Annotated in this window: 14 protein-coding genes; 7 read left to right on the top strand and 7 right to left on the bottom strand. The window is 62.6% G+C overall.

The window, feature by feature from the left end; all coding sequences use genetic code 11:
* Positions 1-24 precede the first annotated feature (24 nt).
* From AB6809_RS03565 to AB6809_RS03555, 3 genes are all read right to left on the bottom strand, one after another.
* Positions 25-486, bottom strand: coding sequence for a GNAT family N-acetyltransferase (locus AB6809_RS03565; RefSeq protein ID WP_029967215.1), 462 nt, complete (start codon positions 484-486; stop codon positions 25-27).
* Between the two features lie 138 nt (positions 487-624).
* Positions 625-1,728 carry an FAD-dependent oxidoreductase gene (locus AB6809_RS03560; protein WP_029967212.1) on the bottom strand — a complete coding sequence of 368 codons (1,104 nt, stop codon included), beginning with the start codon at positions 1,726-1,728 and terminating at the stop codon, positions 625-627.
* Positions 1,729-1,881: 153 nt separating this feature from the next.
* Positions 1,882-2,085: a DUF3562 domain-containing protein gene (locus tag AB6809_RS03555; RefSeq protein ID WP_029967210.1), complete on the bottom strand. Its 204-nt coding sequence runs from the start codon at positions 2,083-2,085 to the stop codon at positions 1,882-1,884.
* Between the two features lie 339 nt (positions 2,086-2,424).
* On the opposite strand from AB6809_RS03555, the gene AB6809_RS03550 reads away from it, so the two are divergent.
* From AB6809_RS03550 to AB6809_RS03535, 4 genes are all read left to right on the top strand, one after another.
* A complete protein-coding gene (locus AB6809_RS03550; protein ID WP_029967208.1) occupies positions 2,425-3,024 on the top strand; it encodes a cytochrome b in 600 nt (199 codons plus the stop codon).
* 53 nt (positions 3,025-3,077) lie between these two features.
* Positions 3,078-4,529 carry a glycosyltransferase family 2 protein gene (locus tag AB6809_RS03545; protein WP_029967207.1) on the top strand — a complete coding sequence of 484 codons (1,452 nt, stop codon included), beginning with the start codon at positions 3,078-3,080 and terminating at the stop codon, positions 4,527-4,529.
* 144 nt (positions 4,530-4,673) lie between these two features.
* Positions 4,674-5,882: an aromatic ring-hydroxylating dioxygenase subunit alpha gene (locus AB6809_RS03540; RefSeq protein ID WP_006047362.1), complete on the top strand. Its 1,209-nt coding sequence runs from the start codon at positions 4,674-4,676 to the stop codon at positions 5,880-5,882.
* Positions 5,883-6,234: 352 nt separating this feature from the next.
* The gene (locus AB6809_RS03535; RefSeq protein ID WP_081652984.1) at positions 6,235-6,687 is read left to right on the top strand and encodes a rubredoxin; all 453 of its coding nucleotides are present in this window, start codon (positions 6,235-6,237) and stop codon (positions 6,685-6,687) included.
* On the opposite strand, the gene AB6809_RS03530 is transcribed toward AB6809_RS03535, so the two are convergent.
* Entirely contained in the window at positions 6,684-7,532 is an 849-nt protein-coding gene (locus AB6809_RS03530) for an oxidoreductase (protein ID WP_029967203.1), read from the bottom strand. The two genes, AB6809_RS03535 and AB6809_RS03530, sit on opposite strands and share 4 nt — an antisense overlap.
* Before the next feature lie 135 nt (positions 7,533-7,667).
* Positions 7,668-8,588: a LysR substrate-binding domain-containing protein gene (locus tag AB6809_RS03525; protein ID WP_029967201.1), complete on the bottom strand. Its 921-nt coding sequence runs from the start codon at positions 8,586-8,588 to the stop codon at positions 7,668-7,670.
* A 132-nt stretch (positions 8,589-8,720) separates the two neighbouring features.
* Between AB6809_RS03525 and AB6809_RS03520 the strand changes: the two genes are divergently transcribed.
* Together AB6809_RS03520 and AB6809_RS03515 are read left to right on the top strand one after the other, a co-directional pair.
* Complete coding sequence (locus AB6809_RS03520; RefSeq protein WP_371025997.1) at positions 8,721-9,491, top strand: transporter substrate-binding domain-containing protein; 771 nt, start codon at positions 8,721-8,723, stop codon at positions 9,489-9,491.
* A gap of 40 nt (positions 9,492-9,531) precedes the next feature.
* Entirely contained in the window at positions 9,532-10,647 is a 1,116-nt protein-coding gene (locus tag AB6809_RS03515; protein ID WP_029967197.1) for a succinylglutamate desuccinylase/aspartoacylase family protein, read from the top strand.
* Positions 10,648-10,753: 106 nt separating this feature from the next.
* Here AB6809_RS03515 and AB6809_RS03510 read toward each other — a convergent pair whose 3' ends face one another.
* Together AB6809_RS03510 and AB6809_RS03505 are read right to left on the bottom strand one after the other, a co-directional pair.
* On the bottom strand, positions 10,754-12,916 hold the full coding sequence (locus AB6809_RS03510) for a phosphocholine-specific phospholipase C (protein WP_029967196.1): 2,163 nt from the start codon (positions 12,914-12,916) through the stop codon (positions 10,754-10,756).
* Between the two features lie 57 nt (positions 12,917-12,973).
* Positions 12,974-13,300, bottom strand: a complete 327-nt coding sequence (locus tag AB6809_RS03505) for a hypothetical protein (protein ID WP_029967194.1) — start codon at positions 13,298-13,300, stop codon at positions 12,974-12,976.
* Positions 13,301-13,476: 176 nt separating this feature from the next.
* Between AB6809_RS03505 and AB6809_RS03500 the strand changes: the two genes are divergently transcribed.
* On the top strand, positions 13,477-15,444 hold the full coding sequence (locus tag AB6809_RS03500) for an amylo-alpha-1,6-glucosidase (RefSeq protein ID WP_371025996.1): 1,968 nt from the start codon (positions 13,477-13,479) through the stop codon (positions 15,442-15,444).
* The last annotated feature ends 42 nt before the right edge of the window (positions 15,445-15,486 follow it).

The raw sequence follows: 15,486 nt of genomic DNA, 5'->3' as shown, positions 1-15,486 counted from the left end.
ATGTCTAAAGCAGCGGGGCGTTGCTCACACCTGCTTCCGATAAACCACAAACCCCGACTTATCCGCCACCGCGTCGTACAACTTCATCGCCGTGTGATTCGTCTCGTGCGTTTGCCAATACACGCGCTGCGAACCGTCTGCTTTCGCGCGCGCATACACTGCCTCGATCAACGCGCGCCCGACGCCTTTGCCGCGCTCCGATTCCAACGTGTACAGATCCTGCAAATAACAAATCGGTCCCGCGAGCGTCGTGTGCCGGTGATACAGAAAGTGCACGATGCCGACCAACTGCCCATTGCGTTCCGCAACCATCGCATGCATCGGCTCATATACATCGAAAAAGCGGCCCCACGTAAGTTGCGTGATTTCACGCGGCAATGCGGTCTCGCCGGAGCGGCCGTAGAACGCGTTATACGCGTCCCATAGCGGCAGCCATGCATTGAAATCGTCGTGTTTGACGGGGCGGATCTGAATCGTGTCGGACATGCGCGGCTCCTTTGTTATATCGACGCAAACCGTCAGCATAAGAAAATCGGGCCGCGATTGTTAGCTCCAGCGCATGCGCAGAATTTGGAACCATGCACTCACTCAGCGCAAGATCAAGCGCCGTCGCTCACAACGTCCTCACACCGTTTCCGCTCTGAGCCACTGAACGAGCGTGGCGTCGTCATCGGTTTCGAGCGCATGCGCGACTCGCTGGCCCACGGCCGCGCCGAATTTGTAGCCGTGCCCCGAGCACGCCGACACCACGAGCGTCTTGCCGATGCGCTTCGAAAAGAACCGCTCATCCGCGGTGAACGTGTACGCGCAGGTCTTCACCTCCGTGACCGTATATTCGTCGATGCGGCTAAGCGGCGGCGCAAAGAGCCGTCGCAAACGGTCGCCTTCGTCGGGCCCGGCGATGCGGTCGGTTTCCGCATCCGGCACCGACCGTTTGAATGCACGCGCACCGAACTTCAGACCAATACCGTCGCTGGGCGGCAATACATAGCCGTCGCTTGAACCGCCGATGTCGACGATTGCCGGCGCGTTCGACCACGCATCGTCGAGATCGGCGGGCGGCGTCAGATAAGCAACGGCGTTGCGATAGATCGAGAGGTTTTCCGCGAGCGACGGAAAGAGCCGCAGCGTCCACGCACCGGCCGTCACGACGAGCCGGTCCGCGTGAACCGTCGCGCCGCTTTCGATGCGCACGCTCGCGTTCTGCGGATCGATCGCCACGGCCTTCGTGTGCATGCGAACGTCGACGCCGCGCATGCGGAGCCATGCTTTCAGATCATGCGCAATGCGCTCGCTGAAAAGCGTGCCGCCGTCGCGATCAAAGTAGGCGTAGCGAAACGTATCGGCATCGAGAAACGGGTAACGCTCGGCGGCCTCGCGCGGATCGAGCCGTTCGTACTCGAAGCCCATGCGGTCAAGACCGATGCGGAACCGCTCGGCGCCATCGCCGGCAAACTGCGAAATACCGAGCACGCCGCAATTTGCATAGTGCGAAACGCCGAGATCGTCCCATAGCATGTCCCAACTATCGAACGCTTCGGCGATGGCTTGCGCATAGCCGTCGGCTTCGCCATATGCCCGGCGAATCATGCGATGCCGGTCGCCCGATGCGGCGAGCGGATTCGGGATCGAGCCCTGCTCGATCAGCGTGACGTCATGCCCCAGTTTGGTGAGCGACCATGCCGTGCTCAGCCCGGCGATTCCCGCGCCAACGATTGCCACACGCATGCCAATCCCCCGGTCGGTTGAACGGAGTTCAGTCTAGCAGCGGGAAAAAATAAGCGGTGTTTTACGTGCAATGGCGCGGGTATCGCGGCGTATATCGCCGCATGTATCAGGCTAAATCAACCGACGAATCGCATGACACACGCGCCGCGATATTCAATGCTTACGATGTGACGCGTCGCGAAGCTGGTCGCGCACTTTCCTGGCCGCGAAGAGCGGCACGTAATCCTGCACCTTGGCTTGATGGCGATAGTCGGCCAACGTGTCCGCGTACATCTTCGAGACCGTCTCGGTCGGCGTATCGGTCTCTTCCGCGATGCTTCTCACCACTTCTTCCACATTTGGCTCGGGTTGCGACATTGATGTCTCCGGTTAAGCGACGGTCGATAGGCGAATGCAGCCAAACACAGGGCTTTTATTAGAGGATGCGATTTCCGCCGATGCCAATTGAATTGGCCTATCGCGGGTTGCACGCCACAGAGATATTTTTCTTGCGCCACGAAGTTCTCGGGTCTAGCGCAAACTCGCCGAGGCCTGCCGACGTGAAATAAACCGAAACACATCATTAAGCACGTCATGGAATAAAACGGCACACTCAGCAGTTCTTGTCCGTGAATGGTGCGTCGCTTAAGCCGCTGAACACGCTGAACGCGCCATTACAAAGACATTGCAACGATTCTCTCGCCGATCACATCACTCATGAATACGCACACTCAACGTCTGGCCAACCAGACCCACGCTTCGGCGGCCCCGCGATACACGCGCACGGCGATCGCGCTGCACTGGCTCATCGCGTTGCTGATCATCGGCAACGTGGTGCTGGCCTTGAGCGCGGACTCGTTGCCCGACGACTGGGTGCGTCCCGTGATCAATACGCACAAGTCCATCGGCATCACGGTACTGGGCCTCGCGCTAATGCGGATCTTGTGGCGCGTATCGCACAAGCCGCCGCCGCTGCCGCGCGAATTTCCGTCGTGGGAAAAAGTGGCCGCGCATGTCGCGCACTTCGTTCTCTATTTCCTGATGATCGCGCTGCCGCTCTCGGGCTGGCTGCACGACTCGGCATGGAAGGACGCGGCCACGCACCCCATGCGGCTTTTCGATCTGTTTCCCTGGCCGCGCATCGGCTACGTGATGAACCTCGAGCCGGCGTTGAAGGAGACGCTGCATGACCGCTTCGGCGCATTGCATACATGGCTCGGCTATGCGCTGTACGCGTTGCTCGCCATGCATATCGGCGGCGCGCTGAAGCATGAGTGGATCGATCGTAAATCGGTTCTGAAGCGCATGGTGCCGTGACAACCGCATCGCTCATTTTCTGAAACGGTAGCAATCATCGACGCTTAGCAATTTTGAAAAAGACCCTGGAACAGGCGTTCGCGCTTGCATCGCCCCGCATCGTGCCGCGCGGCACGACGTGGTTGAGCACGCTGATTCATACGGCCGTCGTCGCTGCATGGCTGCTGTTGTTTGCGCGTGCATTCTTTCTGCACGGCGTGGTTGCGTGGTCGACGGGTATCGCCTATGTGATCTACGACACGTTGCTGCTCGCGTTCGTCACCTGGAAAAGCTTGCCGTTGATGCGCCGTGTGCCGCCGCTCGAGCCCGACTACGATCGGCGCACTCTGCCGGACATGGGCGTGATCGTCGCCTCGCATAACGAGGCGGCCGTGCTGCCGGTCACGATCGCGGCGCTGCTGCGGCAGGTGCACGGCCCGGCTCAAATCGTCATTGCCGACGACGGCTCGACCGATCAAACGCACTCGCTCCTCACCGAACGCTTCGGTCTCACCGCGCCTGCCGAGGGCACGCTGAGCGCACCGAGCGCGCTGCATCCGAATCTCTTCTGGCTGCGCATGCCGCACGGCGGCAAGGCGCGCGCGTTGAACGCGGCCATCACGTTGATGACAACGGAAACCGTGATGACCGTCGACGCCGACACGCTGCTCGACGACGACGCCACCTACGCGATGCGCGCCGCTTTTGCGAGCGACGCGAAGCTCGTCGCCGCGGCCGGCATTCTGGTGCCGGTGTGCGGCAAGTCGGTGTCGGGCCGCGTGCTGCAATGGTTCCAGACCTACGAATACATGCGCAATTTCATCGCGCGTTTTGCGTGGATGCGCGCCGACAGTCTGCTGCTCGTGTCGGGCGCGTTCGCATCGTTCAAACGCGAGGCGCTGCTGGACGTCGGCGGTTTCGATCCGCAGTGTCTGGTCGAAGACTACGAGCTGATTCACCGGCTGCGCCGTCATTCCGTCGATCACGGCCTCGGCTGGGACGTGCGCGTGATCGGCAACGCGCACGCGCACACGGACGCGCCCGACAACCTCGCCAGTTTCCTGCGCCAGCGCCGCCGCTGGTTCGCGGGCTTCCTGCAAACGCAGTACTGGAATCGCGACATGACCGGCAATCCGCGCTATGGAATGCTCGGCATGCTGATGCTGCCCGTCAAGGCGCTCGACACGATGCAGCCGATCTACGGCCTGACGGCGTTCGGATTGCTGCTCGCTTTTTTGCTGGGCGGGCACGGCGCGATCGTCGCGTCGATCTTCGGCGTGATCGGCCTCAAAACGGCGATCGATCTCGCCTTTTACCTGTGGAGCATCCATCTTTACCGACGCTGGACCGGCACGCGCAGCAGCGCCGGCATGGGGATGGCGATGCTCGCGGCAATCGCGGAGCCGTTCACTTTCCAGTTGCTGCGGCACCTGGGCGCGGCGCTCGGCTGGCTGCATTTTTTGCGCGGCGGACGCTCGTGGGGCGTGCAGCGCCGCACCGGCCTGATAGCCCGCGACGACGCGTAGCGACACCCCCGAGCACCCGGCCGCCGGGCGCGGCGCGATGTCCCGCCCGCCCCAGGCTCCGCCCGGTTCGAGTAGACTGACGGCGATAACGGCCGCCACACGCGGCCTCCTACTCTATCCGCACGTGCACGGAGGCTCCACACTATGCATGCTGTTCCCCCGCTCGAACAAAACACCGTCGAGGCGTCGCCAACGCATGCGGCATCGCCAAAAGCCGCTCCCACACAGGGCCAGGCCGCCAACGACGCGCCGGTTCGCGACCTGCGCCGCGTCGGGATTCACCCGGACTACTGGTATCCGCTCGCGTGGTCACATGAGGTGAAGCGCGGCAAGACGCATGGGGTGACGTTCGCGGGCGATCCGATCGTGCTCGCGCGCACCGAGTCCGGCAAGGTGTTCGCGCTCGAAGACCGCTGCGCGCATCGGCAGGTGCCGTTGCACCAGGGCGTGGTCGATGGCGAATCGATTCGTTGCGGTTACCACGGCTGGACTTACGACTGCTCGGGCAAATGCATCGACGTGCCCTATCTCGGGCGCGAGCGTTTGCCGAACGGCGTGCGCTCGTATCCGTGCCGCGAAGTGGAAGGACTGATCTTCGTATTCCCCGGCGACCCGGCAATGGCCGAGGTTCGTCCGCTGCCCACGCTCGGCTCCGTGTCGGACAAGAAGTACAAGACGCGGCGCTTCGGCCGTCCGGTGAATTGCCACTACTCGTTCATGCACGAGAATCTGATGGACATGAACCATCAGTTTTTGCATCGCCGGCAAATGGGACAGATGCGCGCGCGCTCGCTCGGGCGGCGGCGCGGCGAAGGCTGGGTCGAGGTCGACTATACGTTTGCGCGCATGGCCGGCCAGCAGCCGATCGGCGAGGCTATCGTGTTCGGCCAGAGCCGTAAAACGGGTGGCGACAACGACAAGGACGTGATGACGATCCGCACCGAGTATCCGTATCAGACGCTGCAGATTCGCACGTCGGAAAAGACACTCGTGATGGATCTGTGGATCGTCTATGTGCCGCTCGATCGCGAGCAGCGCACCAATCGCACATTCGGGCTGCTGTCGATTCGCAAGCCGGGCATTCCTGGCGCACTGAATCTCGCGTGGCCGCTGCTGGTGTGGTTCACCGAGCGCATCTTCAAGGAAGACCGCGAAATCGTCGAGGCAGAGCAGCGCGCGCACGATTCGCAGGGCGCGGACTGGAATCACGAGGTGTTTCCCGTTATCAACGACCTGCGCGCGCTGCTGCGCGAATGCGGCTCGCCGGATCAGGTGGTCGGCGCGGGCACCGGGGATACCGAAGTGATCCGCTTCTGGGACTCGCGTCACGGCAGCCCGCTGGCGAAAAGCTGAGCGGAAGCGCGGGGCGGCCTACCGCGGGCGGCTTTGCGCCTCGCCGCGAATGAGTTCATCTCCGCGCCGTAAATAATCCGGCGCGTTCGCGCTGCGATAATGGCAACTGCTCGCCAATCAGGCGAGCCACCGCTTGCCCAAGATCACACACGGGTTTGCGCAAATCGGCATGCGCCGCCGCGCGACCCGTGTACCATTTCGCTTTTTCCGATTTCCGAAGACCGTCTCGTGACCACGCAACAACTCCCCACCGCATCCCGCAAATCCCTCACTCTGCTTCAATTGCTCGGCCTGATCGGCGGCACTGCGCTTATCGCGGCCATCGTGCTCAATCTGGTCGTGTAACGCCGTCATGTACAAGAAGGGCGTAGCGCTGGAGATCCAGTTTTCCCTCGAACGGCTCAACGACGGCGCAGGCGATCCGTACTGGATCGACCTCACGCAAGACGAAGCGCAACGCCTGCTCGACAGCCTGCAGGCGCGCCTCGCAGCGAGCAGCGTAAGCGGCGCGAGCACGGAGGCGCCGCTCGTCGTCAGCCTGGACGAGACGCCGGCTTCACAGCAGCAAAACGCGCCGAATTCGCCAGCCGTGAATGCTACCAACGCCGCCAACGCCGCCAACCCCGCTTCCGCCGACGACTTCAAGCAGTGGGTCTGCGTGATCTGCGGCTGGATTTACGACGAAGCCGCCGGCTTGCCCGAAGAGGGCATCGCGCCGGGCACACGCTGGGCCGACGTTCCCGCCGACTGGCGTTGCCCGCTGTGCGACGTGGGCAAGGAAGACTTCGCGCTCGTCGAGTTCTAGGCGTCCGGGTAATCGGCGCCCACGGTGGTCGCTTCCCACGCATCGAAATCGCCGCGCATGAAGTCGAGCTTCTTGCGCGCGAGTTCGAGCGCGGTCTTGCCGAGCAGCAAACGCAGAGGCGGCTTGTCCGATAGCGCGGCGTCGATAATCGCTTGCGCCGCGCGCACCGGATCGCCCGCCTGATTGCCGCTGCGCGCTTCGGTCTGCTTGCGCCGCTCGCCGGCGGTGGCCGCGTAGTCGTCGATGACGGTGGCCGATTGCTTCATCGACGCACCGGCCCAATTCGTGCGGAACGGACCGGGCTCCACGATCAGCACGTCGATGCCGAGCGGCTTGACCTCGGCGGCGAGCGTTTCCGACAGACCCTCCACCGCATATTTCGTCGCGTGGTAATAGCCGGTCGCCGCGAAACTCGCGAGCCCGCCAATCGACGATACGTTGACGATTAGACCGCTACGCTGCTCGCGCATGACCGGCAACACGGCTTTCGTGATGTCGACGAGACCGAACACGTTGGTCTCGAACATCGCCCGCACTTCCGCGTCTTCGCCTTCTTCGATTGCCGCCAGATAGCCGTAGCCGGCGTTGTTCACGAGCGCGTCGATGCGGCCAAAACGCTGCTTTGCCTGTACGACGACCTCCGCGATCTGCGCGCGGTTCGTCACGTCGAGCGGCAGAACGAGCGCGCGCTCGCCGTGCGGCTCGGCAATGTCTTTTACTTTCGATGCATCGCGTGCCGTGACCACGGCGCGCCAGCCGCGCTCGAGCACCAGCTTCGCGAGTTCGCGGCCAAAGCCGGTCGAACAGCCGGTGATCAGCCAGACGGGATTGTCTCGATTCATCATGTGGGAAAACTCCTGTTGATGGTCTGCGACATAGCCTCGCGCCTTTCTTTTTACTGACGCCTCGAAAGTTGTTCGCGCGAAGAAGGGGGCTTTGATTCTAGTCGCAGCGCGGCAAGCCTGCTTGCAGCGCCTCCATCAACGCGCCCGCACGGTGCGCGTGTACGACGCGATCATCGTGGCGAGTTCCTGCGCGGCGGGCGTGAGCGGAATGGCGGCGCGTTGCAACAGGCAGACGGTTTGCTCGATCGCGCGCTCGCGGACCTCGATCGTGGTCAGCGCGCCGGCAAACGCGCCCTGTGTCGCGACAATCGACGACTCCAGCGACAGGCAATCCGTCGCGCCGACGAGATGCAGCGTCTCGTACAAACCTTCAACGGTCGCGACGATTTTCGGCGGCGGCAAACCGTGGCTTTCGAACAGATGATTCAGTCGATTGACTTGCGGATCGTCGGTGAGATTCGGCGAGCGCGTGGCGATCCATGTGCAATCGGCGAGATCGGCAAGCGAGCGAGCCAGCGCCTTCGGATGACCCTTGCGGCAGACGATCACTGGATCGGAGCGATACAGCGGCGCGACGGAAAGATCAGCGGTATCCGTGTGCTTCGACACCAGTGCGACTGCGAAGTCGAGCGTGCCTTCGCGAATCCACGAAATCATCATGCGCGATGTGCCGGTGCGCAGATGCAGCGCCACTCGCTCGAAGCGCGTGCGGAACTGCATCAGCACGGGCGCCAATGCATCGACTAACGGTTCGGTCGTCATGCCGAACGTGACCTCGCCCGCGTAGTCGCCGCGCAATTGCTGCACCTCCTGCTCCGCGCGTTCGCATTCGCCGATAATCGCGCCCGCTCGCTGCAACAGCCGCTGGCCGAGCGCAGTGAGCGCGATGCCGCGATTCGTGCGGATGAAAAGCGTTGCGCCCAACATCGATTCGAGGTTCTGCAACTGCTGCGTGATGCCGCTTTGCGCGACGCCGAGTGCACGCGAGGCCGCGCGCAAACTGCCATGTTCGGCGACGGCCTTGAAGGCCCGCAGTTGGGAGATCGTCAACGCCATTGGAGCGTCCGTGGTTCACTGCCAGCGATCGGCAAAGGTGATCATGATAGTCCGAAGCTGACTTCTATGAAGCGGCGCAGCGGCATACGATGGGTTCGCCGTGTTCCGTCCACCTCGACAACTTCCGCTCCCATGAAACTGCCTCTGATGATGATCGTAAGCGCCGCGCTGGCCCTCAGCAGCGGCGCGTTTGCCGCCGGGTCCGGCACGCTGCGCCTCGGCATCGACCCAAGCTATCCGCCGATGGATTCAAAGTCGCCCGACGGCAGCCTCAAAGGCTTCGACGTCGACCTCGGCAATGAAATTTGCCGCCGCATTAAAGCGCGTTGCCAATGGGTCGAGCTCGAATTTTCGGGGATGATTCCCGCGCTGCAGGCACGCAAGATCGACGCGATTCTTTCGTCGATGGCGATCACGCAGAAGCGCGAGCAGCAGATTCTATTTACGTCGAAGCTCTTTCAATTCAAATCGCGGCTGATCGCGCGGCAAGGCTCGCCGCTCGCCGCGGGCTTGCAGGCGCTCTCAGGCAAACAGATCGGCGTGCAATCGGGCACGCAGTTCGAAGGTTATGCGTTGAAGAACTGGACGCCGCTCGGCGCGCATGTCGTCGCGTACAAGAGCCAGGACGAGGTGTTCGCCGACTTGCAGAACGGACGCCTCGACGGCGCGTTGCTCGGCTCGGTGGAAGCGGACTTTGGCTTTCTGCGCACGCCGTCCGGCAAGGGCTTTGCGTTTGTCGGCGAACCGCTTTCGATGGGCGATCGCGGCACGGGCATCGGCTTGCGCAAGGACGAGACGGCAGTGCAGGCGTCGATGAACGCCGCGATTGCCTCGATGCTGAAAGACGGCACGTATGCGCAGATCGCGAAAAAGTACTTCGACTTCGACCCGTACGGCAATTGATGCCCGCGCGTTCCGCTCTTTAACTCCACGCTCGTCTCTCATGAACAGGCAATCGCATCCGCTCATTTCGCCGGCAATCGGCACCCAGCGCGAACTCGTATCGTTTCACTTCGGCGCGCCAGGCAGCGGCGAGAAGATTTATATCCAGTCGTCGCTGCATGCCGACGAAACGCCAGCGATGCTGACCACGCTTCTATTGAAGCGTCGCTTGATCGAACTTGAAAAGCAGGGCGCGCTCAATGCGGAGATCGTGCTGGTGCCCGTGGCTAATCCCGTCGGACTCGGGCAGTACGTACTCGGACAATTTATCGGGCGCTTCGACCTTGCAAGCGGCAAGAACTTCAACCGGCATTTTCTGCGGCTGACGAAACTTGTCGCACAGGCGCGCGAAGCGCTAGGTTCGGACGCCGCAGAAAACGTGCGGATCGTTCGTCGTCTGATTGCTGACGAACTCGCCGCGCAAAAGCCGTTGACCGAGTTCGAGTCATTGCAATTGGCGATGCTGAAGCTCTCGTTCGATGCAGACGTGGTGATCGATCTGCATTGTTCGCTCGAGGCCGCGATGCATCTCTACACGAGCGAGGCGGCGTGGCCTCAAGTCGAACCGTTCGCGCGCTATCTTGGCGCAGAAGCGTCGCTGCTGGCGACGAACTCGGGCGGCGAGGCCTTCGACGAAACGCATAGCCTGCTGTGGTGGGAGTTGCAGCAACACATGCCCGCCGACAAGCCGGTGCCTACCGGCACGATTGCAGTGACTGTCGAATGCCGCGGCCAGCGCGACGTTTCATACGAAGCGGCACAGCACGACGCCGACGCGATCGTCGACTATCTCATGTGGCGCAAGGCGATTCGGCTGGAAGCGAAGCCGCTGCCGCCGTTGCTGACTCCTGCGACGCCGCTCGCCGGAAGCGAGCAGTTCTATGCGCCCGTGAGCGGCATTCTCGTGCATCGCGCGAAGATCGGCGAGACGATTCGCGTTGGTCAACCGTTGTTCGATATCGTCGATCCGCTGACGGACGAAACCACTACGTTGGCGAGCAATACGGAAGGCGTGTTTTACATGCGTCGCGCGATTCGCTTTGTGACGGCGGGCGCGCCGCTGGGGCGTGTGACGGGGACGCGGGCGTTTCGGACGGGGGTGTTGTTGGGGGCGTGATGACAGCAGCTTCGTGCGAACTCTGCTTGCAACCAACAGAGGCTGCGGCCAGACGCGCCAACACCACGCACGCGCAACCGCAACCGCAGCCTCAACCTAACCCGCCTTAACTTGCCACCAACACCGGCGCAATCGCAGCCGGATCGCTAATACTCGGCCGCCCATTTTCGACGTGACCCGCAACGCGGCGCGAGAAGCTGTCGTCGTCGTTGCTGGTTATCGTCAAGTCATACCAGTGATGGCTCGCTGCCAGCACCCAAGCCTCTTCGATATGCGCGCCTGGCGGCACCATCACCGGACGCGGACGTGCGCCATACGCGTTATCCGTCACCGTCAAACGCGCAAAGCTGCCGCCCTTGTTGCTGAACCTGAGGAACACGTTGCCGTTCGCGACGTCGTATTGCACCTTCACTTCAGGCTCCGCCGGTTTGCCGTTGTGATGGCCACCCGCAAGCTGCTCTGCGTGCGCATTGCTCCCGACATTGCTCCCGACATTGCCCGCGAACTTGCGCACGAAACCATTCGGACCGAACACCTGAAAAGCGTAGACGCCGTTCGTCGATGTCAGATCGAACGACTCGCTGAGCGACTTGCCCGCTTCAACGGTGTAACGCCACGGACCGTCCGTGCGATTCGTCGAGTACACATAGAAATGCGCGCCCTGGTCGCCGGTATTGCCGAATGAAATTTCGAACGCGTTCTGCTTCGCGTCCGCGTGGCCGTTCACATGCAATTCATACGGCAAGGCGCGCGCGAAACGAATGCCGCTTTCCTGCGGATCGATTGAGCCGGGCGTCGCGGGCACGGTCGGTTTCGGCTGCGTCGCGCACTGGTTGTCGGCAATGGTCTTGTAATTGCTCGTGTCGGGCAGCGGCGGAATGCGCGAGTCGGGCGTGCGGAAATCGAACGCTGTCGTCAGGTCGCCGCACACCGTGCGACGCCATGCGGTGATGTTCGGCTCGTACACGCCAAAGCGCGTTTCGATGAAGCGAATCACCGACGTGTGATCGAACACCTGCGAGCACACAAAGCCGCCCTTGCTCCACGGCGAGACGATCGTCATCGGCACGCGCGGGCCGAGGCCGTAGGGCAGGCCGTCGGCCGTATAGCTGCCGCCGCGTCCCGGATTGACCACGTTGTGAATTTCGCCTTCGGTGCTGACTGTCGACTTGCCTTGCGTAGCCGTCGTCGCCGGTTGCGGCGGCACGAGGTGATCGAAGAAGCCGTCGTTCTCGTCGTACATGATGAAGAGCACGGTCTTGCTCCACACCTCGGGGTTCGACGTCAACGCATCCAGAATCTGCGACGTATATTCGGCGCCATACGCCGGCGTGTATTTTGGATGCTCCGAGTACGCGGCGGGCGGGCACAGCCACGACACTTGCGGCAGCTTGTTCGCGAGCACGTCGGCCTTCAGATCGTCGATGGTGCGCACGGTTTGGGCGCGCTCATACAACGGCGAGCCAGGCTGCGCGTTGATGAAGTTGCTGAAGTTTTGCAGGATGTTGGTGCCGTAGTTGCCGTTCAGCGGATCGGCGCCGGTCAGTCCCTGCTGATAGATCTGCCACGAAATGCCGGCGGCTTGCAGGCGCTCGGGGTACGTGGTCCACGAAAGCAACTGATAGTTCGGCGGGCCGTCGCCGTCCACCCAGTCGTTGTTGTCGAGCAGCGGTCCGCCGAACTTGGCCGTCGGGTCGACCGTGCCGCTCATCAGATACGAGCGGTTCGGATGCGTCGGTCCCGGCATCGAGCAGAAATACGCGTCGCAGATCGTGAACGCATCGGCGAGCGCATAGTGGAACGGAATGTCGCTGCGCAGGTGATAGCCCATCGTCATGTCGGTCTTGGTCGCGGGCCACTGGTCGTAGCGGCCGCCGTCTATCGCGGCATGCGTCTTGTACCAGCTATGATCGAGGTCGCCCACGCATTGCGCGCTTGTGGTCGACGTATCCAGATGGAAGGGCAGCACAGGCTTCGTGGGGTCCGCCTTCGACGGCTGATACCAGACCGGCTTGCCGTTCGGCAGCGGAATCGGGAAGCGGTCGTTGTAGCCGCGCACGCCGCGCATATGGCCGAAGTAGTGGTCGAACGAACGGTTTTCCTGCATGAACACGACGATGTGCTCGACATCGTGAATCGTGCCCGTGCGCGAAAACGCGGGAACGGCCAACGCATTGCGAATCGACTCGGGCAGCGCGGTAAGCGCAGCGGCAGCGCCGGCGGATGAAGCCACGGTCTGCAGGAAACGGCGACGGCTATTTGATGTCATGGAATATCACCTTCTGCGGGGGGAAGAATAGCGCGCCACGCGCGCCAGGGGAATTGGTCAGTTGCTGTTCGCGCTGTCGCCGGGTGCATAACGCATGACGGGCGCGACTTGCTGGCTGTCGGCGGCGAGGCTGGCTTGCACGTTCTGCGTGATGGCGTCGGATGCGAGAGCGGGATTCGCGGCGAGCGCCGACGATGCATTCGGAATAGCGGCTGCGGACAATGCCGCAGAAGATGGCGCATCGAGCGAAGCATCAACATTCGATGAAGAAGACGCATTGGCCGATGCGGAGTCATCCGCGCCGCAGCCGCTTAATGCACCCGTTAATGCACACGTTGCGAGCGCAACGAAAAGGGCACTCACGAGGCGTTTGTCTCTTCTCATGTCGGCATCCGGTTTTGTGAAAGCGGATGCAGTCTCCAACCCTTTCAAGAAATAATTGTGAAACGTTTGCGAGTGGGAAAAATGACTCGCGTTTGTGAGTTCTTCGAAAGGAACCGGAAAGTGATAAGTAGGAGAATGGACACGCTAATGCCTTCCATCGCAAGATCACTCACGCCATGACACGCATTGAACGACCTTTCGACACGCAGCGGCTCGAAGACGAATGGCTCGAGGCAGACGGCTTCGGCGGCTTCGCGTCGGGGACCGTGGGCACCGAGCGCACGCGCCGCTATCACGCATTGCTGCTGGCGGCCACGCGCGCGCCAGGCGGGCGCGTCGTGCTGGTCAACGGCGTGGAAGCCTGGCTCGAAGCGGACGGCGAGCGCTATCCGCTCAGCATGCAGCGCTACGTGCCCGACCTGCTGTATCCCGATGCGAGCGCGAATCTGCTCGAGTTCGCCACGGAGCCGTGGCCGACATGGCGCTTTCAGTTCAATGCGCAGATCGTCATCACGGCCGAAGTGTTCGTCAGCAAGGCGACGTGCGAAACGGTATTGCGCTGGCAATGGGAACGCCCGCAGGCGGCGACGCCAACAGGCGCGCTTACGCTGAAGGTCAGGCCGTTGCTGTCCGGCCGCGACTATCACGCGCTGCATCACGAGAACGCGGCGTTCAACTTTGGCGCGCAAATCAGCGACGACGCGCGCAACGTAAGCTGGCAACCCTACGGCGATCTGCCGCGCATTCATGCCGCGACGAATGGCAGCTACGCGCACGCGCCGGACTGGTATCGCAACTTCTGCTACGTTCGCGAGCGCGAGCGCGGGCTGGATTTCAGCGAAGACCTCGCGACGCCCGGCGTATTCAGCTTCAATCTCGCGAATGAGCAAGCGGTCATGATTCTCAGCGCATCGGATGCGACACAAACACACGTAACCGCATCGCGCCACGTAGAAACCCTCGCCGAAACCGAACAACAACGCCGCGAAGCATTAGGCTCGCGCCTGCAACGTTCCGCCGACGCCTACGTCGTCCAGCGTAACGAGGGCTGCACGATACTCGCGGGCTTCCCGTGGTTCACCGATTGGGGCCGCGACACGTTCATCGCGATGCGCGGCTTGCTGATCGCGTCGGGCCGTCTGGATGCCGCCGAGGCGATCCTGCTCGAATGGGCGGGCACGTTGTCCGAGGGCATGCTGCCCAATCGTTTCCCCGATTACGGCGACACGCCCGAATACAATTCCGTCGATGCGTCGCTGTGGTTCATCGTCGCTGTGCACGACTATCTGTCGACGGATCACGCGGGCGCGGCAACCAGGGCGCGTCTCCAGGCCGCCGCCGACGCGATCCTCGCGGGCTACACGCAAGGCACGCGCTTTAACATCAAGGCATCGGCGGAGGACGGTTTGCTGTGCGCGGGCGTCGCAGGCATGCAGCTCACGTGGATGGACGCGAAGGTCGGCGACTGGGTGGTGACGCCGCGCATCGGCAAGCCGGTCGAAGTGCAGGCGCTGTGGATCAACGCATTGCGCATTGCAGCAACGTGGAATGCGCAATGGCAACAACCGGCCGAGCGCGCATGGCAGGCGTTCCGCGAGCGTTTCGTCGACCCGTCGACACAGGCGCTTTTCGATAACATCGACGTCGATCATGTCAGCGGCACAGTGGACCGCGCGATTCGTCCCAATCAGATTTTCGCGGTCGGCGGGCTGCCGTTCCCGTTGCTCGAAGGCGCGGCGGCGCGCGCCGTGGTCGATGAGGTCGAAGCGCAATTGCTGACGCCGCTCGGCTTGCGCACGCTCGCGCCGTCGGACCCGGCTTATCGCGGCCGCTACACGGGCGCCCCGTACGAACGCGACGGCGCCTATCATCAGGGCACGGCGTGGCCGTGGCTGCTCGGTCCATTCGTCGAAGCCTGGCTGCGCGTGCGCGGCAATACTGACGAAACGCGCCGCGAAGCTCGAACGCGTTTTCTCGATCCGCTGTACGCGCATCTCGATCACGCGGGGCTCGATCACCTTTCCGAAATCGCCGACGGCGATTTGCCGCACGCGCCCGCCGGCACGCCGTGGCAGGCGTGGTCGCTCGGCGAATTGCTGCGCGTCGAGCATTTGCTTGCCGGGTTGGATCGCCACATCGCGTAAACCGCGCTACGATGTGTGTCCCACCGCCAAGCCCGACGCAAG

The sequence above is a fragment of the Paraburkholderia sp. RCC_158 genome, from assembly GCF_041355255.1.
GTDB classification, from domain to species: Bacteria; Pseudomonadota; Gammaproteobacteria; order Burkholderiales; family Burkholderiaceae; genus Paraburkholderia; species Paraburkholderia graminis.
This window is presented reverse-complemented; position numbering and strand designations above follow the sequence as displayed.